The following is a 24,213-nucleotide window of genomic DNA, read 5'->3' on the forward strand; positions in this document are numbered from 1 at the left end:
TCCGCCGGCGATGGCGCGTGCACGCGCAGATGACGCCGCTCTCCTAGCCTGGGCAGCGCATGCGGATCCCGGGCACCGACCCTCCACTGCCCACCGGCGGCACCGGCCCCGAGCAGCTCGCCCGCAAGCTGCTGGCCGAGCGGCAGGACAAGATCCTCGCCGGTTGCCTGGCCGCCGTCGGCCTGTACGGGCTCGCGCTCACGCCGGTCGCCCCCTCCCTGCTCGGGACCCACCCGATCCTGCTGGAGATCCTGCGCGGCTCCCCCGCCTCGATGATCACGGCCGGCGGGCTGGTCCGCACCGGCGAGGCCTCGCCGGTCATCGCGGTCCTCGCCGGGCTGATCGGCTGCATCATGTTCGACTGGCTCTACTGGTGGGCCGGCCGGCGCTGGGGGCAGCACGCCATCGACCTCGTCACCGCCGGCCGACCGCGGACCGCCAGGGCCGTGGGCTCGCTGCAGCGGCAGATGCAGCGCCGCGGCAGCACCATCGTCCTGGTCTCCTACCTGCTCCCGGTCCCGACGACCGTCATCGGGGTGCTTGCCGGCTGGACCGGCATGACGCTGAGGCGTTTCCTGATCCTCGACGCGATCTCGGCCCTCGCGTGGGTCTGCGGTCTCGTCGCGCTCGGCTACTCCATCGGCCAGCCCGCCGTCGATGCTGCCGCCACCGTCTCCCGCTATGGCCTGTACATCGGGATCGCCCTGATCGTGGTCCTGGTGTTCCGCCAGCGAGGCCGCGGGACCGCCTGACGCCCGTACCCCTGACATGCAGCACGTCACCCACCGCCAGCGCGTCGACGCGCACCTCAAGGCCTACCTCGCACAGCCGGCCACCTCCCGTTCACCAGAGGCGTTCGCGGCGTTCGCGGCCGCCCGCGGGGCACCGGTCCGGATCGTCGACGCCGGCGGCGGTGCCGGGCCCGATCGCACCTGGGTCAGGATCCTCAACGTCGACGGCATCCACGGCTACGACGTCGACGTCGCGGAGCCCGAGCCGTTGGTCTGGCCGATGGACGGCGCGCACCCGGTGGCCGGGGGCTTCACCACCATGAACGTGCGGGCCCCGGGTCGTCGATGACAGCTTCTTCACCGCATGGTGGGTAAAAACTGCCAGCGGCCGCGACGCGGCGCTCAGGCCCGGTCGTCCTGCGGGTGCGCCGGGAGGAAGAGGGCGACGAGGATCGCGCCCACGAGCGCGACCCCGGCGGCGACGAAGCACCCCGCGGTGAGGCCGTCCAGGAAACCCTCCTGCGCGTGCGTGAGCAGCGTCGGGTCCCCGGCCCGGGAGGCGGCGACAGAAGCCGCGCCGAGGGACTCCTGCGCGAGGTCGCGCAGCGGGCCGGCGGGGATGGCGTCGGCGATGCTCTCGCGATAGATCGAGAGCGCCACCGAGCCGATCACCGCGACGCCGAGCGTGCCGCCGAGCTCACGGGTCGCGTCGTTGACCGCCGACCCGATGCCGGCCTTGGCCGCCGGGACGACGCCCATGATGGCCTCGGTCGCCGGTGCGCTCGTGAGCCCGAGTCCCGAACCGACCATGACCATCTGCAGCGCGATCGCCAGGTAGCCGGTGTCCCGGCCGACCGACGAGATCCAGAGGAAGCCGCCGGCGAAGACGAGCAGGCCCCCGGTCACCACCGCCTTGCTCCCGAACCGCACCGCGAGCTGCGTGCCGAGCAGCGACGTGGCGGCGACCGAGAGGGCCACCGGGATCTGGCGCAGGCCGGCTTCCAGGACGCCGTAGCCGAGCACGAACTGGAAGTACTGCGCGATGAGGAAGACGAACCCGAAGAGCGAGAAGAACGCGAACGTCACCGCACCGCTGGCAGCCGTGAAGCGCAGGTTCGCGAACAGGGTGACGTCGAGCATCGGGTGCTCCTGGCGGCGCTCCCACAGCGTGAAGAGCCCGAGCACAGCGAGCGCAACCGCGAAGCCGCCGAGCGTCTGCGCCGAAGCCCAGCCGCGCTCGGGGCCCTCGATGATCGTGTGGACCAGCGCGCCGAGCCCCGCGCTGCTCAGCAGCAGGCCGGGGACGTCCAGCGGCGGGGTCTGCGGGTCGCGACTGGTCGGGACGAGCCAGGCGGCGAGCGCGAAGGTCACGGCGCCGAGCACGGCGCAGAAGACGAAGGCCGAGCCCCACCAGTAGCTGTTCAGCAGCGCCCCGCCGACGATCGGCCCGGCCGCGATGGCGATGCCGGTCGCCGCACCCCACAGCCCGATCGCGCGGGCACGTTCGTGGCGATCCGGGAAGACGTTCGAGATGATCGAGAGCGTCGTCGGGAAGATGATGGCGGAGCTGACGCCGGCCACCGTCCGCCAGAGGATCAGCTCCCCCGGGGAGTCGCTCCAGGCGCACAGCAGCGACGAGATGACGTAGACGGCGAGCCCGGCGAGCAGCGCACCCTTGCGCCCGAAGCGATCGCTGAGCGACCCGGCCGCGAGGACGAGCGCGGCGAACGCGAGGTTGAAGGCGTCGACGATCCACAGCAGGTCGCGCGACGACGCGTCGATCTCGCGCGTCAGCGTCGGCAGCGAGACGTTGACGATCATGGTGGCGACGTTGATGGTGAACGCCGCGAGGCAGAGCACGAAGAGGACGGCGGCGCGCGAGTGGCTCATGAGTTTAGAAACTAAACCATATTGTGGTTTAGAATGGCAACCAGATGCGGTCCTACGGTCAGTACTGCGGCGTCGCCCGGGCGCTGGACGTCGTCGGCGATCGCTGGTCGCTGCTCATCGTCCGGGAGCTGCTCGCCCGTCCGTGTCGCTTCACCGACCTGCTCGACGGCCTGCCCGGGATCGCGCGCAACCTCCTGTCCGAGCGGCTGCGCGCGCTGCAGGCGGCTGAGCTCGTCGCCCGGGACGACGACCGCTACGTCCTCACCGACCGCGGCTGTGCCCTCCGGCCGGTGCTGGGCGAGCTCGTCCGCTGGTCCGTCCCGTACATGGTTCACGGCGCCGGCGAGGACGAAGCGCGCGGGCACTGGGTCGGGCTCGCCGCCGAGGCGCTCTTCGAAGGGGCCGACCTGGCCGGCCTCGGCGGCCTCGAGATCGGCGTCGACGCCGACGCCGAGCTGCTGACGCTGCGGGTCCTGGAGACCGAGGGCCTCCGCGCGCACGTCGGCCCCGCGACCGCGCCCGACGTCCGCCTGCGCGGCAGCATGGAGGGCGTGCTGGCCGCGCTCACCGGCCTGCCGGCGCCGCAGCCGGCGACCGTCGAGGGCGATGTGGCCCGACTGCGTATGCTCCGCGAACGGCTGCCGAACCCGGGCTGACACTACGTCGCGGCCAGCACCGCGCGCAGCCGTTCGGCGAACGCCTCGGGCTGCCCCGGATGGCCGAACTCCGGCCCGGCGAACCCGCCGTGATGACTGGGGAAGAAGACGGCCTCGAGCCCGAGGTGCTCCGCCGTCGCCTTCGCCGCGCGTCCGGGCATCTGCTCGGCGGACTCCTCGCCGATCGCGAGCACCACGCGCGTGGCGGCCGCGGCGAAGTCCGCGGGATCAGGCCGGTAGTCGACCATCGGCCGAGCCGCGCCCGAGAGCAGGACGTCGTCGCGGGTCCCGTCGTCCTCGGTCGGCATGCCGAACTGCGCGGGGTCGGGGGCGGGCAGGTCGAGGTAGGCGTCGGTGAACGGTCCGCTCCAGGACACCATGGTGATGAACTGCGCCATGCCGGCTCCGAACCCGCGCTCGTGGTAGGCACGCTCGGTCGCCATCGACGCGGCCTCCGCCGCCTCCGCGTCGGGCAGGAGCCGGAGCAGCGGCGGCTCGTGCGCCACGAGCGTGCGGACGAGGTCGGGATGCGCCGCGACCAGGGCGAGCCCGGTGACGGCGCCGCCGCTGCTGCCGAAGAGGTCGACGGGGCCGCCGCCGATCGCCTCGATGACGGCGAGCACGTCCGCGGCCTGCTGCTCGGGGGTCCGGTCAGTGCGTCCGTCGGTGCGCGTGCTGCGGGCGATGCCGCGCGGGTCGTAGCTGACGACCGTGCGGTCCTCCAGCAGCTCGGCCTGCCGGGCGAAGCCGGACGCCTGCATCGGGTGCCCGACCATGACCAGCGGCGGCCGGCCGTCGGCGGTGGGGAGCGGACCCCAGACGTCGTAGGCGAGTTCCGCGTCCGGGGTGGTGAGGGTGTGGGAGCGCATGCGTGTCATGCCGATCCAGACCGCGGGGGCGAGCAGAACTCATCGGCCGGTCCGCTCGACCTGGATGACACGTTCGGGCGTAGCCGGACATCTCCCTCCCATGGCCTTCTCCGTCTGTTCGTTCCGCGCGGCGTGCCGCGTGTCCGTCGTCGTGGCGGGCGTCGTGCTGCTGGGCTCCTGCGCCGGAGCCGCTGCGGCGACGTCCCCGGACTTCCGCCCGGGAGCCCGGTCACTCGGGGACTCGCTGTTCCCGACGATCGGCAACGGTGGGTATGACGTCGGCCACTACGACCTGGACCTCGACTACTCGGTGGCCACGAAACGGCTGAAGGCCACGGCGACCATCGATGCGGTCGCCACCCAGGACCTCTCCCGCTTCTCCTTCGACCTGACCCGGTGGAACACCGTCCGGCGGGTGAGCGTCAACGGGCAGCCGGCGACGTTCACCACAGACGCCAAGCGGTCCAAGGTCCTGATCACGCCGTCACGCGGGATCCGCGACGGAGCCCGCGTCCGCAGCGTCGTGCAGTACGAGGGGGTCCAGCGGCCGCTCCCGGGCAAGACCATCCTGAAGGAGGGCTGGATCCCGAACGCCAAGGCGGGCGCGGTCGCCGTCAACCAGCCGGCCGGAGCCATGGGCTGGTACCCGAACAACAACGTCCCGAGCGACAAAGCGACCTACACGACCCGCATCACCGTTCCCCGCGGCTACAGCGCCATCGCCACCGGCGTCCTCACCGACCGACGACACGACGCGCGCAACACCAGGAACCCCAGGAGCACGTTCGTCTGGAAGAGCACCGACCCGACCTCGACGTACCTCGTGTCGGTCGCGGTGGGGAGGTTCGACGTCAACTCGCTGAACCCGGCCCGGCCGAAGAAGACCGCACCCGTCGCCGGAAGCCGCAACCGACCGTTGCCGTTCTACACCGCGATCACCTCGGCGCTGCCGGCGAAGGGCAAGGCCAGGTCGGCCGCCACCCTCGGCCAGTCCTCTGGGATCGTCGACTTCTACTCCGCGTACTACGGCGTGCGCTACCCGTTCACGTCGCTCGGCGGCATCGTCACCCTGCAGTCGTTCGGCCTGAACCTCGAGACCCAGGGCAAGCCGACGTACGCCGTCACGACGATCGACCGCGACTCCGGACCGTGGATCGGCGTCGTCGCGCACGAGCTGGCGCACCAGTTCTTCGGCAATCTCGTGACGCCCGCTCGGTGGCGGGACATGTGGCTCAGCGAGGGGATGAGCATCTTCTCCGAGTGGGTCTGGTCGTCCACCGGCACCTTCTTCCCCATCCCGACGCGTGACCAGTACCTCGACGTGTACGCCAACCCGGCCTACCCGATCTCCTGGCGTGTCCCGCCGGCCGACCCGGCCCGGCCGGAGGACCTCTTCGACGGCGACGGCATGTACCGGCGTGCCCCCGCCACGATCGAGGCCATCCGCCAGGTCCTTGGCGACGCGACGTTCAAGGCGATGATGCGCCGCTGGCTGACCGAGCACGCCTACGGCAGCGCCACGACCGAGCAGTTCATCGCGCTCGTGAAGCAGACCGATCCCGCCCGGGCCGGCCGCTGGACCGAGTTCTTCCGCCAGTGGCTCTACACCAGCTACCCGACCGCGCCCCTGAGCCCCGGCGCGCCGCGGGTCGACAAGCCGCAGATCAACGCCGACAACTTCGACACCTACATCGACACCGCGGCCCTCAGGCGCTGACGGGTCGACTCACAGATCCAGCAGCAGGTCGCGAACGACCCCGGGCTGCGAGAGGAACGGGTGGTGACCCGCGTCGAGCTCGATGACGCGGTCGGCGCGCTCGGCGAACACGCGCTGGCGGTCGGCCGGCGTTCCGCGGTCATCGGCGCAGACGACGTAGGTCGTCGCCAGCTCCTTCCACCCGGCGTGCCCGACCGGTTGGCCCACGACCTGCAGGCTCTGCAGCGCCGTCCGGTCCGTGGCGTCGCGCTGCACGGATGCGTCGCAGTCCTGCAGGAACGTCCCGGCAAGGGCGTCGGGACGCACCGTGAAGGTCCCGGCCTCGGGGTCGAGGTCGAGGAAGGGTGCGGGTTCGTCGCTGCCGAACGACGAGAGGCTCTCACCGACCTCCGGCAGGTAGCTGGAGATCAGCACGAGGTGGTGGATGCCGGCCACGTCGGCCACGGCCTCCGCGGCGACGATGCCCCCGTAGCTGTGGGCCACCACGATGGTCGGCTCCTTCGCCTCGGCCAGGAGTGCGCGCAGCGCCGCGACATCCTCCGGGAGCCCGGGGCCGTCCGGCCCGGGTGTCGCGCCGGTCTCGCCGCAGCTGGGCAGCGCCGCCGCCCGGCTGGTCACGCCACGGCCGGCGAGCAGCTCGGCCGTGCGGTGCCACCACCACGCCCCGTCCTTGACGCACGCCCCGTGGACGAACACGATCTCCATGCGGCTGATGCTACGACCTCCTCGTCAGGTGTACGCCGCCGTCGGACGGCGGCTGACGAGCATGGTCGTGCGGTGCGTCATCAGCGTGTCCCCGTCCTGGTCCACGAGCTTCACCGTGAATCCGATCAGGCCGCGCCCGTCGTCGTCGAGCCGCTGCTCGTCGATCTCCGCCCGGCCCGTGATGATGGTCGACGGGCGCACGGGCCGCCGCATGCGCAGCCCGTCGACCGCGACCCCGGCGATCACCGCTGTCCCGGCGAAGAACGCGTCGAAGAGCAGGCGCTGCGCGACCGCGATGGTCTGCACGCCGCTGGCGATCAGGCCGCCGAAGTCCGTCTGCTCGGCGAACGCAGGGTCGACGTGGAACGGCTGCGGGTCCCAGTCCCGGGCGAACGCGACGATCTCCTCGGCGCTGAGCTGCCGCTCCCCGAGCTCGAAGACGGTCCCGACGGTGAGGTCCTCTGCGTAGCGCATGCGCGGCATGATCACGGACTCGGTCCCAGCCGGGCGGCGCGCTCCTCGAGGTAGCGCCGCTCAGTGTCGTTCGTGGCCCTCGCGGCTGCGCGAAGGTACTGCTCGCGTGCGTCGTGGTGGTTGCCCGCCAGCTCGTCGAGGTGGCCGCGGACCGCATCGGCGCGGTGCCCGCACGCGGCCAGGTCGTCGGGGGACATGGCGTCGACCGCCCCGAGCCCGGCCGCCGGGCCGGCTGTCAGCGCGATCGCGACGGCGCGGTTGAGCGCGACGACGGGCGTCGGCGTGAGGCGGTGCAGGACGTCGTAGAGCGTGCGGATCTGTGGCCAGTCGGTGTCCTCCGCGCGGGTCGCCTGCGCGTGGACGGCGGCGATCGCGGCTTGCAGCTGGTATTCGCCGACGGCGCCGGCCGCGAGTGCCTGTTCGACCAGGGCGGTCCCCTCCGCGACGGCGGCGGCGTCCCAGCCGCCGCGATCCTGATCGGCCAGCACCACGAGGCCCTCGTCGGCGGTGTTGCGCGCCGGGCCGCGGGCGTGGGTGAGCAGCATCAGCGCCAGCAGTCCGGTCAGCTCGTCCTCGTCCGGGAGCAGGCGGTGCGCAAGGCGCGTGAGCCGCAGCGCCTCCCGCGCGAGGTCGACGCGCTGGAGGGCCGGGCCACCGGTGGCCGTATGGCCCTCGGTGAACATCAGGTAGAGGACGTGCATCACGACGCGCAGCCGCGCCGCGCGCTCGTCGGGGTGCGGCAGCGTGAAGTGCGTGCCGGTGGCGCGGATGCGCTGCTTCGCGCGACTGATGCGCTGTGCGACGGTCGCCTCGGGCGCCAGGAACGCGCTCGCGATCTGCGCGGTGGTGAGGCCGCCGACGGCACGCAGCGCGAGCGCCAGCTGCGACGGCGGCGAGAGGGCCGGATGGCAGCAGAGGAAGAGCAGCGTCAGCGTGTCGTCGGCGCGAGTCTCCTCGTCATCGGCGCGGCCCGGGTCGCGCAGCTCGAGGGCGGCGACCTGCTCTTCGCGCCGGCGCCGGGCGCCGTCGCTGCGCTGGTGATCGATCAGGCGGTTGGCGGCGACGGTGACGAGCCAGCCGCGCGGGTGGTCCGGGATGCCGTCGACCGGCCACCGCGCGGCGCCCTCGACGAGCGCCTCCTGCACGGCGTCCTCGCACAGGTCGAAGTTCGGCTCGCGCCGGGCGAGGACGGCCAGGACCTGCGGCGCCAGGCGGCGCAGCAGGTCCTCGACGAGCTGCTCCGGGTTCACCCGTCGTGGACCATCAGGGGTCGTACCTCGATCGCCGCCGTCAGGGCGGCGGCCGGCCAGTCCGCGGCGATCTGGTTCGCGCGGGCGGCGTCGCACTCGAGGATCAGGAAGCCGCCCATGACCTCCTTCGCCTCCGCGTACGGACCGTCGGTGATCACGGGGGCGCCGCCGACCTGCGGCTTGACCGTCGTGGCCGTGCCGGCGAAGGCGTCGGTGGCGACGAGCTCCCCCGACGCGGTGAGCTCCGTCATCAGCGCGCCCATGTCCTCCATCAGCTCCGGCGTCAGCAGGTGACGGGCGTCGGGGTTGTCGTACAGCAGCAGCATGAACTTCATCGGTCGCTCCCTGGTCGTCGACGGCGAGTGATTCTCGCCTTTACCCTGACGACGGAGCCGCGAGCGGTTTCTCGACATGTCGAGAAACCGTGGTCCGCGCCGTCCTGCTGGAAACGGCGCCGAAACGCGGCGCCGGCCACCCGAGAGGCCCACCCTCATGCCCAGCCATGCGCTCACGCTCCACGAGCATCCCTTCGCGTCCTACTGCCAGAAGGCCCTGATCGCCTTCTACGAGCGGGACGTGCCGTTCACGGCGAAGGTCGTCGTGAACGCAGCCGACCGTGCCGAGCTCGCCAGGCTCTGGCCGGTCGCCAAGTTCCCGGTCCTCCGGGACGACACCGCGGGCCTGACGCTGCCGGAGTCCAGCACGATCATCGAGTACGTCGACGCGCTCGCCGACGGCGGCCCGCGGCTGCTGCCGGCCGACCCGGCCGCCGCGCTGCAGGTGCGCCTGTGGGACCGCTTCTGCGACCAGTACCTCCACACCCCCATGCAGAAGATCGTCGCCGACAGCATGCGCGCAGAAGACGAGCACGACCCGGCCGGCGTCGGCGAAGCCCGCGGCATGCTCGACGTCGCCTACGGCGTCCTGGAGGCGCAGCTCGGCGTCCGCGAGTGGATCGTGGGCACCGCTTTCTCGGCGGCGGACTGCGCCGCGGCGCCGCCGCTGTTCTACCTCCGCGCCGTCCACCGCTGGGACGAGGCCGCCCACCCGCAGATCACGCGCTACCACCGCGCGCTCATGCACCGCCCGTCGGTACGACGGGTCATCGACGAGGCCCGCGAACACCGTCCCCTCTTCCCGCTCCCCTGGCCGGACGACATCGACGTCTAGGAGCCTGTTGAAGAAAGCCCGCCGCGCGACCGAACCGTCTCGCGGCGCCAGACGCCAACGGGCGAGCCGGTGAAAGGCCACCAGCCTTCTTCGGCTCACCCGTCGTCGTCTGGCATCCACGATCCGGCCACGCTCGCATCGACGGCAGATTCTTCAACAGGCTCCTAGTTGCCGGGCCCGTCGGCGCCGGCGATGAGCCGGCGTGCCGCGACCAGCATCGGCTCGTCGACCATGGCGCCGTCGAAGACGATGACGCCCTGCCCGTCGCGGGCCGCAGCGGCGGCCGCCTCGAGGGTGGCGCGCGCTCGCGCGAGCTGCTCGGGGGACGGGAGGAACGCCTCGTCTGCGAGGGCCACCTGTCGCGGGTGGACGCAGAGCTTGCCGGTGTACCCGAGCTCGCGACCCTGGCGGGCGTCGGCGCGGAACGCGTCGTCGTCGTGGATGTCGACGACGACCTGGTCGAGGCACGGGATGCCGGCGACGCGGCAGGCGAGGGCGACACGGGAGCGGGCGTAGAGCACCTCGGTCGAGTGCTTCGTGCGAACCCCGCCGAGGTCCGCGACGTAGTCCTCGGCGCCGAAGTAGGCGGTGGTCACCGGTCCGCCGAGCAGGGCCCGGACATCGAGGACGCCGCGGGCCGTCTCGATCCCGGCGACGACGCCGAGCCCGTCGTGGCCCGCGGCGGCGAGGGCTCGGGCGACCTGCTCGAGCTGCTGCGCGTCTTCGACCTTTGGCACGACGACCGCGGTCAGCCCGGCCGGCAGCGCGGCCACGTCCGCCGCGAACGACGCCGTCGGCGGCGCGTTGACGCGGACGCAGACCGCGAACCCGGGATGCCGCTCGAGCAGCCCGGCGACCTGCCCGGCCAGCGCGGCGCGCGCCGCGTCCTTGCGGCCTTCGGGCACCCCGTCCTCGAGGTCGATCACGCCGGCTCCGGGCCGGCTGCGGGGCAGCTTGGCGACGAGGTCGGGGCGGACGGCAGGCGCGAACAGGAGCGAGCGCATCAGGTGTCCTGGGGGCGGCAGCGCATGAGGGCGGTCCGCTCGCACCGCGCGACGAGCACGTCGCGCTGGTTGTAGCCGCGGTGCTCGAACGCGACGATCCCCTGGCCGGGGCGCGAGCTCGACGGCCGGGCGCTGAGGACGGTGGACTCGGCACGGAGGGTGTCGCCGTGGAACATCGGGGCGGGGAACTCGACGGCGCCGAAGCCGAGGTTCGCGACCGTGGTGCCGAGCGTGAGCTCGTAGACCGACAGGCCGACGAGCATCGCCAGGGTCATCATGCTGTTGACCAGGCGCTCGCCGAACTCCGACTCAGCGGCGAAGTGCGCGTCCAGGTGCAGCGGCTGCGGGTTCATCGTCAGCGTCGAGAAGAGCGTGTTGTCGGACTCGTTGATGGTGCGCGTGATCGCGTGCGGGACGACGAGCCCTTCAGGCAGATCCTCGAACCAGCGGCCGGAGACGGGCCGCGCGCCGCCGGCAGCGCTCATACCGGGAAGGTCCCGTGATGACGGGTGTGGCCGCGGCGACGCCAGCCGTCGCTCGCGCTGAGCCGCGCGATCAGCTCGCCGCGCAGCTCGCCCGGCTGCACGACGGCCTCGATGTGCAGCTCCGACGCCAGGCGGATCGCGTCGAGCTCTGCCTCGAGCGTCGCGCGCCGCTCGGCGATGAACGCCTCGCGTTCCTCAGGGTCGGCGATCTCCGCGATCGTGTTGGCCCACACCGCGTTGACCGCGGCCTCGCCGGCCATCGCACCGATCTGCGCGCCGGCAAGCGCGATGGTCGCGCGCGGCTCGAAGCCGGGGCTGGACATCGCGTAGTACCCGGCGGCGAACGCCTTGCGCAGCACGACGCAGAAGCGCGGGACCTCGGCGCTCGACATCGCGGCGACCATCTTCGCGCCGTGGCGGATGATCCCCGCCCGTTCGACCTGCGAGCCGATCATGAACCCGGGGATGTCGGCGAGGAAGATCAGCGGCAGGTTGAACGCGTCGCAGAGCGAGATGAACCGCGCCGCCTTGTCGGCCGAGTCGACGTTGATCGTGCCGGAGCGGACCTTCGGCTGGTTCGCGACGATCCCGACCGCGCGGCCGTCGATGCGAGCGAAGCCGACGACGATCTCGGCCGCCCAGCGCGCCTTGACCTCGAAGAAGCTGCCGGCGTCCACCACGCGGTCGATCACGCCGTGCACGTCGTAGCCGGCGCGGAGCTTGGCCGGCAGGACGCGGTCGTCCCAGTCGGTGTGCGCCGGGGCGGCCCCCGCCGTCCGGGCGGGACGCGCGTCGTAGTGCGACGGCAGGTAGGACAGCCACGCGCGTGCTGCGGCGATCGCCACGGGCTCGTCGGCGAAGAGCTCGTCGCCGCAGCCGGAGACCGTGCAGTGCATGGTGGCGCCGCCCATCTCCTCGAGCGTGACGACCTCCCCGATCGCCTTCTCCGCGATCCGCGGCGACGCCAGGAACATCGACGCGTTGCCGTCCACCATCCCGACCCAGTCGCAGAACGCGGGCATGTACGCGCCGCCGGCGGCCGACGGGCCGAACAGGCAGCAGACCTGCGGGACGCGGCCGGACAGGCGGACCTGCAGGTGGAAGATGCGCGCGGCGCCACGGTGGCCCGGGTGGAAGCCGAGCGCGTCGGTCAGGCGGCCGCCGGCGGAGTCCACGAGGAACACGACGGGCAGCAGGTCGCGGTCGGCGAGCTCGAGGATGCGAACCTGCTTCTCGACCGTCCGCCGCCCCCACGACCCGGCCTTGACCGACGGGTCGTGTGCGATCACCGCGACGCGGCGGCCGTCGATCGTCCCCGTTCCGGTGAGCACGCCGTCGGCCCGCAGGCGCTCGTCGGCGGCGCTCGCGAGCAGGCCGTCCTCGCAGAAGCTGCCGGCGTCGAGCAGCAGCGCCAGGCGATCGCGGACGGGCAGCTTGCTCGCAATCCGGCCCGGTGCGCCGGGGGCCCGCGCGGCAGCCGTCTCGGCGGCCAGCCGGTCGGCCGGGCTGGCGGTGGTGGCCGGCACCGTGCTCACAGTCCCATCCGCTTCGCGAGGATCTCGAGCTGGACCTCGTCCGTCCCGCCACCGATCCGCAGGATCCGCGCATCGCGGTAGTGCATCGCGACGCGCGTCTCCTCGATGAAGCCGTAGCCGCCGAAGACCTGCACGGCGTGGTCGGCGACCGTGTTCGCCACACGCGCCGCGAGCAGCTTCGCCATCGCGACCGACGCCGACGCCTCCGGGTGGCCGCTGTCGCAGCGGGCGGCGGCCTGATGGGTGATGAGGCGCGCCGCGGCGATGTCGGTCGCCATCTCCCCCAGTCGATGGCTGATCGCCTGGTTGCGGCCGATCGGACGACCGAACGCCTCACGCTCGCGGGCGTGCTCGAGCGCGTCGTCGAGGCACGCCTGTGCCAGTCCGACGCCCATCCCGGCGAGCGTGATCCGCTCGACCTCGAACGCCTCCATGATCTGCTGGAACCCGCGGCCGACCGTGCCGAGGACGCGGTCCGGCCCGACGGTGACGCCGTCGAGCACGACCTCGCGCGTATCCGATGCGTGCCAGCCCATCTTCTCCAGCGGCACGCCCAGCGTGAGGCCCGGCGTGCCGGCGTCGACGATGAACGTCGTGATCCCGCCGTGCCGCGACTCCGGGTCGGTGCGAGCGCCGACGATGATCGTGTCCGCGTAGCCGGCGTTCGTGATGAACATCTTCGTCCCGGAGATCACCCAGTCCTCCCCGTCCCGGCGCGCGCTCGCCGCCATGCCGGCCACGTCCGATCCGGCGCCCGGTTCGGTGACGGCGATCGCCGCCACCGACTCGCCGCGCAGCACGGGGGCGAGGAACCGCTCGCGCTGATCGTCGGTGCCGAACCGCGCGAGGTGGGGCGCGGCCATGTAGGCGCTGACCAGCGGCGTGATCGCCAGGCCGCCGGAGGCGTGAGCGAGCGCCTCCGACAGGATCGCCAGGGCCAGGACGCCACCGCCCGTGCCGCCGTGCGCCTCCGGATGACCGACGCCGAGCAGTCCCGCGGCGGCGAGCTTGGGCCACAGCTCCGGCGGGAAGCCGTCGCGCTCGGCCTGCGCCGCGAGCGGGACGAGCTCTCGCCGCACGAAGGCATGGCACACCTCACGGAAGTCCGCGTGGTCGGCGTCGAGCTCGAACGCAGGTGTGGTCGACGGTGCAGCGGTGCTCATGCTGGTGACTCCTCGAGTTCTTCGACCGACCGGTCGGACGAAGAACGAGCCTATACTTTCCGCGATGAGCGAGAAGGTCCGTCAGCGACAGGACGCCCGCCGCGAGGCCGTCCTCGCCGCAGCGGCCCGGATCTTCGCCGCGCGCGGCTACCAGGCGACGTCGATGCACGACCTCGCCGCCGAGGTCGGGCTTACCAAGCCGTCGCTGTACCACTACGTCCGCAGCAAGGAAGAGGTCCTGGTCACCCTCTACGAGGCGGTGCTCCGCGACAGCACCGCCGCTGTGGCCGCCATCGAAGCGGCAGCGTCGACCGCGCACGCCGCACTCCGCGAGGTGGTCGTCGAACGCGTCGCCTACACCTGCGAGAACCAGGCGCTGCTCCGGGTCTTCTTCGAGGAGGAGGCAGGCCTTCCGCGCGAGCAGCTCGAGGACGTCCTGCAGGCCCGCCGTGCCTATGAGGACGCCGTCATCGCGCTCGCCCTGCGCGCCGCCGACGACGGAGCGCTCGAGTTCCGGGTCCCCGCGCGGATCTACGTCAACACGCTGCTCGGCGCCGCGAACTGGGTCTACAAGTGGTACGACCCGGACGGTCGGCTGGCGCCGCGCGAACTCGGCGACCAGGTCGCGTCGGTCCTGCTCGGTCCGCCGGCCGCGCCGGCTGACCAGAGCCACGCGCGGACCGCGAGCGATCCCGCCCGGCCCTCGGCTGTCCCGACGAACTAGGTGGACGGGCGGTCGCCGATCGCCCGGGGCCCGGCAGCCGTACCCCGGTGATGAGCGACAGCGGAACGCCGACCTCGCGCCTCGGGCGAACCGCCCGCCTGGGCGGACTGGTCGCCGGACAGGGGGCACGGGTCGCCGGCGGCCGCGCGGTCGACCGCGTCCGCTCCGACGAGGCCAAGGCGCGCGCCCAGTCCAAGCGGACCGCTGCCGTCGTCGAGCAGATCGTCGTGCAGCTCGGCACGATGAAGGGCGCAGCGATGAAGCTCGGCCAGGTGCTGTCCACCATCGAGCTCCCCGGCCTGGATCCCGAGGACGCCGAGCGGATCAAGGGGCGGCTCGCGGCCCTGCGCGACCAGGCGCCACGGGTCGAGTACCCGAAGCTCGAGCGGCTGATGGCCCAGGAGTGGGGCGAGCCGGTCGGCCGCGTCATGGCGGACATCGACCCGGTCGCGGTCGCCGCGGCGTCGATCGGCCAGGTCCACCGGGGGACGACCAGGGACGGGCGCGACGTCGCGATCAAGGTCCAGTACCCGGGCATCGCCGAGGCCGTCGAGACCGACCTGCGCAACCTGAAGCTGCTGATGCCGCTGCTCGGCCGCGTCGCGCCGGGGCTCGACACCAAGGCGCTCGCCCACGAACTCACCGAGCGGATCTCCGAGGAGCTCGACTACGAGCTCGAGGCGCAGGCCCAGCGACGCGTCGCTCGCGGCTGGCGCGAGCACCCGCATGTCGCGGTCCCCGGCGTGCTCACGGATCTCTCCACCCGCCGGGTCCTCGTGACCGAGTTCGTCGACGGCACCGGGTTCGCAGAGATGCGCACGCGGGCCGAGGCGGCGCGCGACCGCGACGGCGAGGTCATCTACCGCTTCTTCCACGACACCGCGGGACGGCTCGGCCTCGCGCTCGGCGACCCGCATCCGGGGAACATCCTGCTCGGGGCGGACGGCCGCGTCACGTTCATCGACTTCGGGATGCTGCGCCAGCTGCCGGCCGGCTATCTGGAGCGCGAGGGCGACGTGTACCGCTCGCTGCGCGCGGGCGACGCGCCCGGTCTGCGAGCGACGATGGGCGAGCTCGGCTACCTGCCGTCCCCCTGGGGGCACGATGACGAGCTGCTCTTCGAGTACATGCGGCGGGCCGCGGTCTGGATGCTGGACGACCCACAGCCCCAGCGCCTCGACGGGCAGACCGGCCGGGACATCGCACGCTCGATCTTCGCGATCGAGGGGGACTGGCTCGCCATGGTCAAGGGCTTCTCCCTGCCGAGCGAGGCGGTGCTGCTCCGGCGCATGGAGAACATCGTCTTCGCGGTCTGCTCGGACCTGCGCGCGAGCGCCGACTGGCGGGCGCTCGCCGACGAGCTGCTCGCCGGGGAGGAGCCGCGGACCGCGCTCGGCCAGGAGCACGCGGAGTGGGTGGCGGGTCGGCCGTAGCCCGAAGCGTCCCGGCGGCCGTACCTCCGATCATGCCCGCCACCTCCAGCGCCCCGACCCCGCCGAGCGCCGCCCTCCTGCTGCCGGACGGGCACTACCGTGTCGACGGCGCCGCGTCGACGGTCCGCTTCGCCGTCGCGCATTTCCGGGTGCAGACCGTCCGCGGCACCCTGACGGGCCTGACCGGCGAGGTGACGATCACGGATGGACGGCTCGTCGCACGCGGCTCCGTCGACGCGACAACCGTGCGGACCGGGACCCCACCGCGGGACGCGCACTTGCGCAGCTTCCTCCTGCGCACGGCCGATCACCCCCAGATCGAGCTGCGGGTCGACAGCGCGCCGGCCCCGGAGGTGGCCGGGATCCTGTGGATCCGTGGCCGTCCGGTCATGGTGCTCGTGTCGGTCACCGCGGACACGCAGGCGAGCCGGCTGCGCGCAGGAATCGCCCTCGACCGGCGGGCCGCCGGCCTTACCTGGCCCGCGCCGATCGAGGCGGGCGGGGTGGCGGTCGGGCGGACCGTGACCGTCGAGCTGGACCTGGCGCTGCAGCCCGCCTGACCACCCCGGCCGGCGGGCACGCGCGTTGTCAGGCGTAAGCCGCGCGCGCGTCCGCCTCGAGCAGCTCCCGCGTCCGTGCCTGGCGGTGGCGGAAGCTCGGACCCATCAGCCGGGCCACGACCAGCGCATCGGCCAACCGGCCGAGGACCCCGAGCGGCAGGGCGTACTCGATGTGGTCCACCAGGCGGGTGCGCCCGTCGCCGAGATCCTCGAACCGGTGCTGGTGCACGAACGTCCGGAACGGGCCGTCGAGCGTCTCGTCCACCAGCAGCGTCGGCTCGTCGAGCGCCGCGACCCGCACACGCCACCGCTGCGGGATGGGCAGCGGCAGCACGAGCACGCGCAGGACGACCTCGTCCCCCACGTCGAGCGGGAAGTCGCCCTCCACACCCAGGATCCGCTGGGCGGGGTGGGCGATGCGGGTCGCGTTGCGCGTATCACGGTGGAAGGCGAACACCTCGGCGATCGGTGCGTCGATGATGGTCTCGGCGTGGAACGTGCCCATGGTGATGGGTACGGGCCGTGCGCCCGCACCGGTCAGGCTCCACGGGTACATGCGGGGCGTGTTGCCCCACTGCCGAGTGCGCGTGCCTCCACGATGTCGACGGCTTCTTCAGGCCACGCCTTCGCAAATTGGCTGCCGCTGAGCACCGTGGGGTACCGTTCGCCTCGTGAGACACCGTTCGGGACCCGTGGTCGTAGCGACAGCGCTCGTCCCGGCCTCGGTGAGACACCGGCGGGGCCTGGACCGGCAGGGCGCGGCGACGGACCTGCTGAGCGCATGAGCACGGTCGCGGCACACCTGCTGGTGGTCGACGATGATCCGATCAACCGTCGTCTGCTCGCCGGGTACCTCGAGCGTGAGGGGCATACCGTGGCCACGGCGAACGACGGCCTCGCCGGCTGGGGCCTGGTCCAGCAGGAGCCGTTCGACGTCGTCCTGCTCGACGTCCTCATGCCCGAGCTCGACGGCTACGACGTCCTCGCGCGCATCCGCGGGCACGCCGCGCTGCGGCACCTGCCGGTGATCATGATCTCGAGCGTCGAGGAGATGGACTCGATCGTGCGCTGCATCGAGCTCGGCGCGGACGACTACCTCCCTAAGCCGTTCAGCCCGGTCCTGCTGCGCGCCCGTATCCGCGCGGGGCTGGCCCGCAAGCGGCTGCACGACCTCGAGCGCGAGTACCTCGAGCAGGTCGGACACGTCGTGGATGCCGCGACGGCGGTCGAGGCCGGCACGTTCGTCCTGGGCAGCCTGACCGCCGTCGCCGCCCGCGACGACGCGCTCGGGAACCTCGCGCGGGTGTTCCAGCACATGGCCCATGAGGTCGCTGCCCGCGAGCGCGTCCTCCAGGAGCAGGTGCGCGAGCTGCGCATCGAGATCGACGAGGGCAAGGCCGCCCGCCAGGTCGCCGAGATCACCGGCACCGACTACTTCCGTGACCTGCAGCGCAAGGCTGAGGAACTGCGAGCCGCCCGATGACCCGAATAGTCGCCGTCCACTCGTTCCGCGGCGGGACCGGAAAGAGCAACACGACCGCCAACGTCGCGGTCATGGCAGCCCGGCGCGGGCTCCGCGTCGGGGTCGTCGACACCGACATCCAGTCGCCGGGCATCCACGTCCTGCTCGGTGTGGACCAGACGACGATCACGCGCTCGCTCAACGACTACCTCTGGGGCCGGTGCGCGATCGCGGAGACCGCCGTGGACGTGACGGACGCCCTCGACCCCACGCTCGAGGGCCGCGTCGTCCTGATCCCGTCGAGCATCGATGCCTCCGACATCGCCCGCGTGATGCACGACGGCTACGACGTCGGCCTGCTGCACGAGGGCATCGGCAGCCTGATCACCTCGCTGTCTCTCGATCTGCTGCTGCTCGACACGCACCCGGGGCTCAACGAGGAGACGTTGCTGTCGATCGCCGTCGCCGACACCGTCGCGATCCTGCTGCGGCCCGACCAGCAGGACTACGAGGGCACCAGCGTCACCGTCTCGGTCGCCCGCAAGCTCAAGGTCCCCGACATGTTCCTGGTGGTCAACAAGACACCCGCGGCGTTCGACCCGGCCGACGTCCGCCGGCGCATGCACGAGACGTACGACTGCGAGGTCGCCGCGGTCATCCCCCACTCCGACGACCTGATGGCGTTCTCGAGCAGCGGCGTCTTCGTCCTGGCACAGCCCGGACACCGGTTGACGACGCTCTACGGCGAACTCGCCACGCGCGTCATCGGCTGACGCGGGTGTCCGACGACGCGTTCGGGGCGCTCTTCGACCGCGAGCGTCTGCTCGGTGGCCGGCCGGCGCGCCGCGCCGCCACGCTCCTGTTCCTGATCGAGAGCCGGACGGCCCGCCTGACGGCCCAGGCGCGCCAGGCGATGCAGAAGCTCGTCACCCGCGAGGCCGCACAGGCTCGGGAGCTCGCCTTCCTCGAGGCGTTCGCGACCGGCCGCGAGCCGCCGCTGCGGCCGACCGTCCAGGACCTCGAGCGCCACGCGCCCCAGTGGGCGCCGCTCGTCGCCCGCAACCCGCGGGTCCAAGCGGCGCTCGCCCACCGGATCGCCGAGAAGTATGCGCTGCCCCGCGACCGCGTGCCCGCGATTCGCGCCGCGCTCGGCCTCGACGACCCGGCCGTCGTCGCCGCGTACACCGCGCTCTTCGACCGCCCGCTCGACACCATCTACGCCACCCGCCTCGGGCTTGGCGAGCGCCGGCGCTGGGCGAGCGTCCGCCTCGGCGCGCGCTTCGACGCGTTGTCACCCTTCTGGACCGCGTACGCGCTGACCCTCACCGAGACGGTCGGCTCGACGATCGTCGCGTTGCCGATCGCCGTGGCGACGATCGGGCCGCTGCCCGCGGTCGCCGTCCTCGTGATCCTCGGGCTGATCAACGTCCTCACGGTCGCCCTGATGGCCGACGCGCTGACCCGTACGCGGACGATCCGCTTCGGCGACGCGTACGTCGGCCGGGTCGTGAGCGACCTGCTGGGATCGACCGGCGCCGTGGTGCTGACCGTCGGGCTCGTCGCCATCTGCCTGCTCGGCATGGTGGCGGACTACATCGGCGTCTCGACGACCCTCGGCTCGGCGTTCGGCGTGCCCGAGCTCGTGTTCGTGATCGCCCTGTTCGCCGTCGAGCTCTGGTATCTGCGGCGCGGCTCGATCGACGCGACGGTGACCTCGGCGCTGATCGTCGGCGCCCTCAACATCGCGCTCATCCTGCTGCTGTGCGCGATCGCCTTCGTGCACGTCGACCCGCCGAACCTGTCGCACGTCGAGCTGCCGTTCGTCGGGGACGGCGACGCGGACGTGTCGTCGCTCGGCCTCGTGTTCGGCGTGACGTTCACCGCGTACTTCGGGCACCTGTCCGTGAGCAACTGCGCGCGGGTGGTGCTGACACGCGACCCGTCGGGCGCGGCGCTCGTGCGCGGCGTGGTGGCAGCCCAGCTGACCGCGATCGTGCTGTACGTGCTGTTCGTGGTGGCCGTCGCAGGTGCGGTCGCGCCGGACGTGCTCGGCGCCGAGGAGGGGACCGCGCTGACGCCGCTCGCGGACGAGGCCGGTCCGCTCGTCCTCGCCCTCGGCGGAATCCTCGTCGTGCTCGGGATGGGCATGGCGTCGATCCACTCCGGCCTCGCGCTCTTCTCGCTGGTCCAGGAGCGCCTGCCGTCGCGAGCGGGCCTGACCGTGGTCCTGCCGCGCCGCGGCGCCCGCGTCCTGCTGCACACCCGGAGCCGGAAGGACCGCGTGGCGGTCGCCCTCACCTACCTGGGCTCGGCACCGGGCGACCGCGCGCGGCTACGCCTGGAGGTCGCCGCGGCCGGCCGTACGACGCGGGTGGAGGCGACAACGGCCGGGGAGTGGACCCCGTTCGCCGCCGGGCCACTGCGCCACCTGGGCGAGCGCGGGCTCGAGCTGCGGGTCGTCGTCCTCGCCGCCGACGAGCATGAGCTGCGTGCCGAAGTCGCCGGCAACATGCGGGTCGGCTACGAGGGTGAGTGGGACAGCGCAGGCGTCGGCCTGGCCGAGGTGCTCGCGCTGCCGGACGTGGACGCCGAGCTGCTCGCGACCGTCATGCGCGCCGGCGACCTCACTGCGGCGGCGGCCGCAGCGGCCACGGCCGCCGACGAGGGAGCCGTCGCGACGCGTCTGGAGGCGCTCGCGGCGCAGGGACTGCTGCTGCAGACCTTCCGCGGCGGCGAGCGGCGTTACGCGGCACGCGCGGGACACCGCCGCGGCGGGCGCCTGAGCAATGAGGTCTGGAGCGCGCTGCGCGGCGACGACGCCGGCGAGGACGGCGGCGGCCCGGTCGTCGCCGGGGCCTCTGCCGCCCGGCGGGGCGACGGGCTGCGGACGCGGGCCCGGGAGCTCGTCGCGGGTGACCGTGGCCGCCTCCTCGCCGGCGTCAGCCCCGTGGTCGCCGTCTTCGCGGCGGCCGCGTGGCAGTCCACGAGCGGCGAGGTCTCGCTCGCCGGCGTCCTCAGCGTCCTCGGGGTGATCGTGGTGGCCCTGCTCGCCGGCCTGTTCCCCGTGCTGCTGTGCGTCGCCGCCCGCCAGAAGGGGGAGCTCCCCGCCTGGGGCTACCGCGTGCCGACGCAGCGCGTGGTCCTCGCCGCGGTCTATGCGTTCTCCCTCGGCGCGGTCCTGCTCCACGGGCTGGTCCTGTGGGACGACGCGCCGCGGCGGGTCGCGGCGATCGGGGTGAGCGTGCTCTCGGTCCTCATGACGGTGAGCATGGTGCGGCGCGGGGCGTTCGCCCCCCAGGCCGCGATCGAGCTGCGCGAGGACCCGACGGACGGGACCGCGTCGTTCGGCGTCGTCGTCGCGGGCACCCCGACGCCGGCCGCGGTGCGCTGGACGTCGGCCGGCGGTGAGCAGAGCGCTCACGGGTCACGCGGCCACATCGGGGACTTCGCCGCCGTGCAGGAGCTCACGCTGACCCCGGACTGGGGCCCGGGCCCGGCGCCCGAGGCGCTCCGCGTCTGGGTGCACCGCGTCACCGCCGAGGGCGGATCCGAGCCGCTGCCGGTGACGGTGCGCCTCGACGGCCACGACGTCGACGGCGTGCCGCCGGCGGACGACGGCACGCTCCTGGTCCCGCTCGCCGGACGGCCGGTGACGGTGACGATCGTCCGCACCCGCTGAAGCGGGCCGCGGCCGGGTGCCCGCAGCACGCCGATCAGCCCGGACCGGCAGCGGCGGCAGCGGCCACCGCGTCCAGGGCGTCCGTCAGCTCGCTCAGCAGGACCGGCAGGCGCTCCGGGTCCTCGGTCCCCAGCGCCGCCAGGCTCTCGAGCTGCTGCGCGACGTCGGCGAGCCGCTGCGCCCCCACTGCCCGCCCCGCCCCGCGGACCCGGTGCGCGCAGCGGCGCACGTCCTCCAGCGCGATCGCGGCGATGGCCGCGCCGAGCGTGCCGAGGTCCTGCCGCGTCGTGACCAGGAACTCGTCGAGGACCTCCGCCGCGAGGCCCGCGTCCCCGCCGGTCAGCTCCTCCAGCACCGATGGGTCGATCACGCCGTCGTTGTCCGCCCGGGTTGCGGACCCGTCTCGCGCGGGTTCCCGGACCGGCGCCGGTGACCAGTCGACGTCCGGCAGCCAGCGCCGCAGCTTGCCGCCGAGGAACGGGATCGTGGTCGGCTTGGCGGCGAAGTCGTCCATGCCGGCGGCGCGGGCGCGCTCCGGCTCGCCCTGCATGACGCTTGCCGTCAGCGCGATGATCGGGACGCGCTGCGTCCCCGTCGCCTGCTCATGGTCCCGGATCGCCTGCGCCAGCTCGAACCCGTCCATCCGCGGCATGTTCAGGTCCGTGACGACGACCCCGTAGGCGCCGCCCACGCAGCGGTCGTAACCGTCCTGCCCGTCGACCGCCGTGTCCACGTGGAAGCCGATCGTCTCGAGCTGGTGCACGAGGACCGTGCGGTTGACCGGGTGGTCCTCGACGAGCAGGACGACGCTTCCCTCCGCCTCCGCTTCGGCCCGGGTCGGCAACCGGCGGGTCGTCGCCCCGGCCACCGGGCCGTCGTCGTGTGCCGCCTCGACGTCGGCGGGGTCCCCGACCGGAAGCGGCAGCACGAGCCGCATGGTCGTCCCCCGGCCGCGCGCGCTCTCCATGCTCACGTCTCCGCCCATCAGGACGGCCAGGCGCTTGGCGATGACCAGCCCGAGCCCGGTGCCGCCGTAGCGCTGGCTCGTCGAGCTCTCCGCCTGCGCGAACTCCGCGAACAGGCGCGCCTGCTGCTCGGGGTCGATGCCGATGCCCGTGTCGCTCACCGCGATCTCGACCGTCTGGGCCTCCGGCCCATCGTCCGTGACCCGGACGTCGACCTCGATCCCGCCGACCGCAGTGAACTTCACCGCGTTGGAGAGGAAGTTGCCGAGCACCTGCCGCAGCCGCAGCGCGTCGGCGACGTGGGCGGGCGCGAGGCGCTCGTCGACGTTGCCGGACAGGAGCAGGCCCTTCGACGAGGCGGTGTGGACGAAGGTGTCGACGCACGCGCCGACGAGCGCCCGCACGTCGATCGTGGCCGGCGCGAGCTCAAGCTTGGCGGCCTCGATCTTCGTCAGGTCGAGGATGTCGCCGACGATCTGCAGGAGGGAGCGCGCTGAGCTGTCCGCGGTCGCCACCATCTGGCGTTGTGCGGCGGTGAGGTCCCCCTGGGCCAGGACCTCGAGCATGCCGGTCACCCCGATCATGGGCGTGCGCAGCTCGTGGCTCATCGCGGCGAGGAACGTCGACTTCGCGCGGTTCGCGTGCTCGGCCGCCTGGCGGGCGACGACCGCCTCCTCCTCCGCGGCCTTCCGGGCGCCGATGTCCGTCTCGATCGAGACGGCCATCTCGTTGAAGGAAGCCGCCACGCGCTCGAGGTCCGACACCGAGCGGACCTGTGCCCGGTGGGCGTAGTCCCCGTCGGCGATCCGCCGCGTCGCCGCGGTGAGCGCATCGAGCGGACGCAGGACCAGCCGCGTCAGGATGACCAGCGCGCCCACGCCGACGAGCACGATCAGCACCAGGATCGCCACCTGGCCGGTCGCCAGCCGTTGGTTGTGGTCCTGCGCCTCGCGCACGTCGCGCAGCGTGCGCGCGTCGACCAGCGCCACGAAGCGCCGGATCGACCGCATGATCATGCCCTTGGAAGCCAGGTAGCTCCGGTCGGTCAGGCGCTGGTACTCCGGACGGATCTGGGCGAAGTAGTCGGCGCCAACCCCGCGGGCGACACGGCGCCCGACGCGCACGATCACAGCGCGCTCGAGCTCCGCGAGGCCGTTCGACGCGTCGAGCGAGTCCTGCAGCGCGCGGAACTCGGCGGGGGCGAAGTCCGCGGCGCGCATCTGGTCGACCAGCGATCGGCGCGGGCCGTAGCGAACCGCGCCGTCCCCGTCGGCCAGCACCCGGTCCCAGAACGAGCTGTCGTAGTCGCTCGGCCGCGGTGCCGTCCCAGCCCGGATCGCGAGGATCTGGTCGTAGTAGGCGCGGAAGCGCGGGTTGCCGGTCGCGACGTACAGACGGACGATGTTCGTCAGGTCGTTTGAGCTCTGACGGACGCTGTCGGCGACCAGGAACGATGCGGTCCGGCGGTTCTCAGCGCGCGTCTGGCGTCCCGCACCGTGCAGCTGCAGCGAGGCGACCAGGATCAGCGCCGCGATCAGAAGCGCCAGCGCGCCGAGCAGCGCCGCCAGCAGGCGACGGAGCGATCCTCGGTTCGCACGGCCCTCTGTCTCCGTCCCCACCTGCGTGCCTCCATCGGTCGACGTCAGGCCGTAAGCATCCCAGGGTGCGCACGGGGGCCGCGGTTCCCGGCCCTGCGTGTCGACGCGCCACGGAGAGACCCTGCAGCAGGTGCGCCGCATCC

Annotated in this window: 23 protein-coding genes; 11 read left to right on the forward strand and 12 right to left on the reverse strand. The window is 72.9% G+C overall.

What is annotated here, in order from left to right:
• Positions 1-59: 59 nt before the first annotated feature.
• On the forward strand, positions 60-752 hold the full coding sequence (locus tag DSM112329_RS20915; protein WP_354698495.1) for a DedA family protein: 693 nt from the start codon (positions 60-62) through the stop codon (positions 750-752).
• A gap of 16 nt (positions 753-768) precedes the next feature.
• Positions 769-1,080, forward strand: coding sequence for a hypothetical protein (locus DSM112329_RS20920; RefSeq protein ID WP_354698496.1), 312 nt, complete (start codon positions 769-771; stop codon positions 1,078-1,080).
• Between the two features lie 53 nt (positions 1,081-1,133).
• Here the strand turns inward: DSM112329_RS20920 and DSM112329_RS20925 are convergent, their stop codons facing one another.
• A complete protein-coding gene (locus DSM112329_RS20925; RefSeq protein WP_354698497.1) occupies positions 1,134-2,621 on the reverse strand; it encodes an MFS transporter in 1,488 nt (495 codons plus the stop codon).
• Positions 2,622-2,665: 44 nt separating this feature from the next.
• Between DSM112329_RS20925 and DSM112329_RS20930 the strand changes: the two genes are divergently transcribed.
• Positions 2,666-3,277, forward strand: coding sequence for a helix-turn-helix domain-containing protein (locus DSM112329_RS20930; RefSeq protein ID WP_354698498.1), 612 nt, complete (start codon positions 2,666-2,668; stop codon positions 3,275-3,277).
• Positions 3,278-3,279: 2 nt separating this feature from the next.
• Here DSM112329_RS20930 and DSM112329_RS20935 read toward each other — a convergent pair whose 3' ends face one another.
• Complete coding sequence (locus DSM112329_RS20935; RefSeq protein WP_354698499.1) at positions 3,280-4,146, reverse strand: alpha/beta hydrolase; 867 nt, start codon at positions 4,144-4,146, stop codon at positions 3,280-3,282.
• Between the two features lie 100 nt (positions 4,147-4,246).
• Between DSM112329_RS20935 and DSM112329_RS20940 the strand changes: the two genes are divergently transcribed.
• Positions 4,247-5,863, forward strand: a complete 1,617-nt coding sequence (locus DSM112329_RS20940) for a M1 family metallopeptidase (protein WP_354698500.1) — start codon at positions 4,247-4,249, stop codon at positions 5,861-5,863.
• A gap of 9 nt (positions 5,864-5,872) precedes the next feature.
• Here the strand turns inward: DSM112329_RS20940 and DSM112329_RS20945 are convergent, their stop codons facing one another.
• The 4 genes from DSM112329_RS20945 to DSM112329_RS20960 are packed head-to-tail and all read right to left on the reverse strand — an operon-like array spanning position 5,873 to position 8,627.
• On the reverse strand, positions 5,873-6,568 hold the full coding sequence (locus DSM112329_RS20945) for an alpha/beta hydrolase (protein WP_354698501.1): 696 nt from the start codon (positions 6,566-6,568) through the stop codon (positions 5,873-5,875).
• A 24-nt stretch (positions 6,569-6,592) separates the two neighbouring features.
• A complete protein-coding gene (locus DSM112329_RS20950; RefSeq protein WP_354698502.1) occupies positions 6,593-7,042 on the reverse strand; it encodes a MaoC/PaaZ C-terminal domain-containing protein in 450 nt (149 codons plus the stop codon).
• An 11-nt stretch (positions 7,043-7,053) separates the two neighbouring features.
• On the reverse strand, positions 7,054-8,292 hold the full coding sequence (locus tag DSM112329_RS20955) for a sigma-70 family RNA polymerase sigma factor (protein WP_354698503.1): 1,239 nt from the start codon (positions 8,290-8,292) through the stop codon (positions 7,054-7,056).
• The gene (locus tag DSM112329_RS20960) at positions 8,289-8,627 is read right to left on the reverse strand and encodes a YciI family protein (protein ID WP_354698504.1); all 339 of its coding nucleotides are present in this window, start codon (positions 8,625-8,627) and stop codon (positions 8,289-8,291) included. Before DSM112329_RS20960 ends, DSM112329_RS20955 begins: the two co-directional genes overlap by 4 nt.
• Positions 8,628-8,784: 157 nt before the next feature.
• Between DSM112329_RS20960 and DSM112329_RS20965 the strand changes: the two genes are divergently transcribed.
• Positions 8,785-9,462 carry a glutathione S-transferase family protein gene (locus DSM112329_RS20965; RefSeq protein ID WP_354698505.1) on the forward strand — a complete coding sequence of 226 codons (678 nt, stop codon included), beginning with the start codon at positions 8,785-8,787 and terminating at the stop codon, positions 9,460-9,462.
• A gap of 164 nt (positions 9,463-9,626) precedes the next feature.
• Here the strand turns inward: DSM112329_RS20965 and DSM112329_RS20970 are convergent, their stop codons facing one another.
• From DSM112329_RS20970 to DSM112329_RS20985, 4 genes are read right to left on the reverse strand one after another with little or no spacing between them, the layout of a single operon-like run.
• On the reverse strand, positions 9,627-10,466 hold the full coding sequence (locus DSM112329_RS20970; protein ID WP_354698506.1) for a CoA ester lyase: 840 nt from the start codon (positions 10,464-10,466) through the stop codon (positions 9,627-9,629).
• Entirely contained in the window at positions 10,466-10,951 is a 486-nt protein-coding gene (locus DSM112329_RS20975) for a MaoC family dehydratase (protein WP_354698507.1), read from the reverse strand. Before DSM112329_RS20975 ends, DSM112329_RS20970 begins: the two co-directional genes overlap by 1 nt.
• Positions 10,948-12,486 (reverse strand): carboxyl transferase domain-containing protein, encoded by a 1,539-nt coding sequence (locus DSM112329_RS20980; protein WP_354698508.1) that lies wholly within the window; start codon positions 12,484-12,486, stop codon positions 10,948-10,950. Before DSM112329_RS20980 ends, DSM112329_RS20975 begins: the two co-directional genes overlap by 4 nt.
• Positions 12,483-13,649 (reverse strand): acyl-CoA dehydrogenase family protein, encoded by a 1,167-nt coding sequence (locus DSM112329_RS20985; RefSeq protein ID WP_354698509.1) that lies wholly within the window; start codon positions 13,647-13,649, stop codon positions 12,483-12,485. The genes DSM112329_RS20980 and DSM112329_RS20985 overlap by 4 nt, the downstream gene beginning before the upstream one ends.
• A gap of 64 nt (positions 13,650-13,713) precedes the next feature.
• On the opposite strand from DSM112329_RS20985, the gene DSM112329_RS20990 reads away from it, so the two are divergent.
• The 3 genes from DSM112329_RS20990 to DSM112329_RS21000 are packed head-to-tail and all read left to right on the forward strand — an operon-like array spanning position 13,714 to position 16,366.
• Positions 13,714-14,373, forward strand: a complete 660-nt coding sequence (locus DSM112329_RS20990; protein ID WP_354698510.1) for a TetR/AcrR family transcriptional regulator — start codon at positions 13,714-13,716, stop codon at positions 14,371-14,373.
• A 50-nt stretch (positions 14,374-14,423) separates the two neighbouring features.
• Positions 14,424-15,806, forward strand: a complete 1,383-nt coding sequence (locus tag DSM112329_RS20995) for an AarF/ABC1/UbiB kinase family protein (RefSeq protein WP_354698511.1) — start codon at positions 14,424-14,426, stop codon at positions 15,804-15,806.
• A gap of 32 nt (positions 15,807-15,838) precedes the next feature.
• Positions 15,839-16,366: a YceI family protein gene (locus DSM112329_RS21000; RefSeq protein WP_354698512.1), complete on the forward strand. Its 528-nt coding sequence runs from the start codon at positions 15,839-15,841 to the stop codon at positions 16,364-16,366.
• 28 nt (positions 16,367-16,394) lie between these two features.
• On the opposite strand, the gene DSM112329_RS21005 is transcribed toward DSM112329_RS21000, so the two are convergent.
• The gene (locus tag DSM112329_RS21005) at positions 16,395-16,871 is read right to left on the reverse strand and encodes an SRPBCC family protein (RefSeq protein WP_354698513.1); all 477 of its coding nucleotides are present in this window, start codon (positions 16,869-16,871) and stop codon (positions 16,395-16,397) included.
• A 276-nt stretch (positions 16,872-17,147) separates the two neighbouring features.
• On the opposite strand from DSM112329_RS21005, the gene DSM112329_RS21010 reads away from it, so the two are divergent.
• The 3 genes from DSM112329_RS21010 to DSM112329_RS21020 are packed head-to-tail and all read left to right on the forward strand — an operon-like array spanning position 17,148 to position 21,507.
• Positions 17,148-17,849: a response regulator gene (locus DSM112329_RS21010; protein WP_354698514.1), complete on the forward strand. Its 702-nt coding sequence runs from the start codon at positions 17,148-17,150 to the stop codon at positions 17,847-17,849.
• Positions 17,846-18,601, forward strand: a complete 756-nt coding sequence (locus DSM112329_RS21015; protein WP_354698515.1) for a MinD/ParA family protein — start codon at positions 17,846-17,848, stop codon at positions 18,599-18,601. The genes DSM112329_RS21010 and DSM112329_RS21015 overlap by 4 nt, the downstream gene beginning before the upstream one ends.
• A 5-nt stretch (positions 18,602-18,606) precedes the next feature.
• Positions 18,607-21,507: a hypothetical protein gene (locus DSM112329_RS21020; protein WP_354698516.1), complete on the forward strand. Its 2,901-nt coding sequence runs from the start codon at positions 18,607-18,609 to the stop codon at positions 21,505-21,507.
• Positions 21,508-21,541: 34 nt separating this feature from the next.
• On the opposite strand, the gene DSM112329_RS21025 is transcribed toward DSM112329_RS21020, so the two are convergent.
• Positions 21,542-24,091 carry an ATP-binding protein gene (locus DSM112329_RS21025; RefSeq protein ID WP_354698517.1) on the reverse strand — a complete coding sequence of 850 codons (2,550 nt, stop codon included), beginning with the start codon at positions 24,089-24,091 and terminating at the stop codon, positions 21,542-21,544.
• Between the last annotated feature and the right edge of the window lie 122 nt (positions 24,092-24,213).

This window comes from Paraconexibacter sp. AEG42_29, from assembly GCF_040581415.1.
GTDB lineage: Bacteria > Actinomycetota > Thermoleophilia > Solirubrobacterales > Solirubrobacteraceae > Paraconexibacter.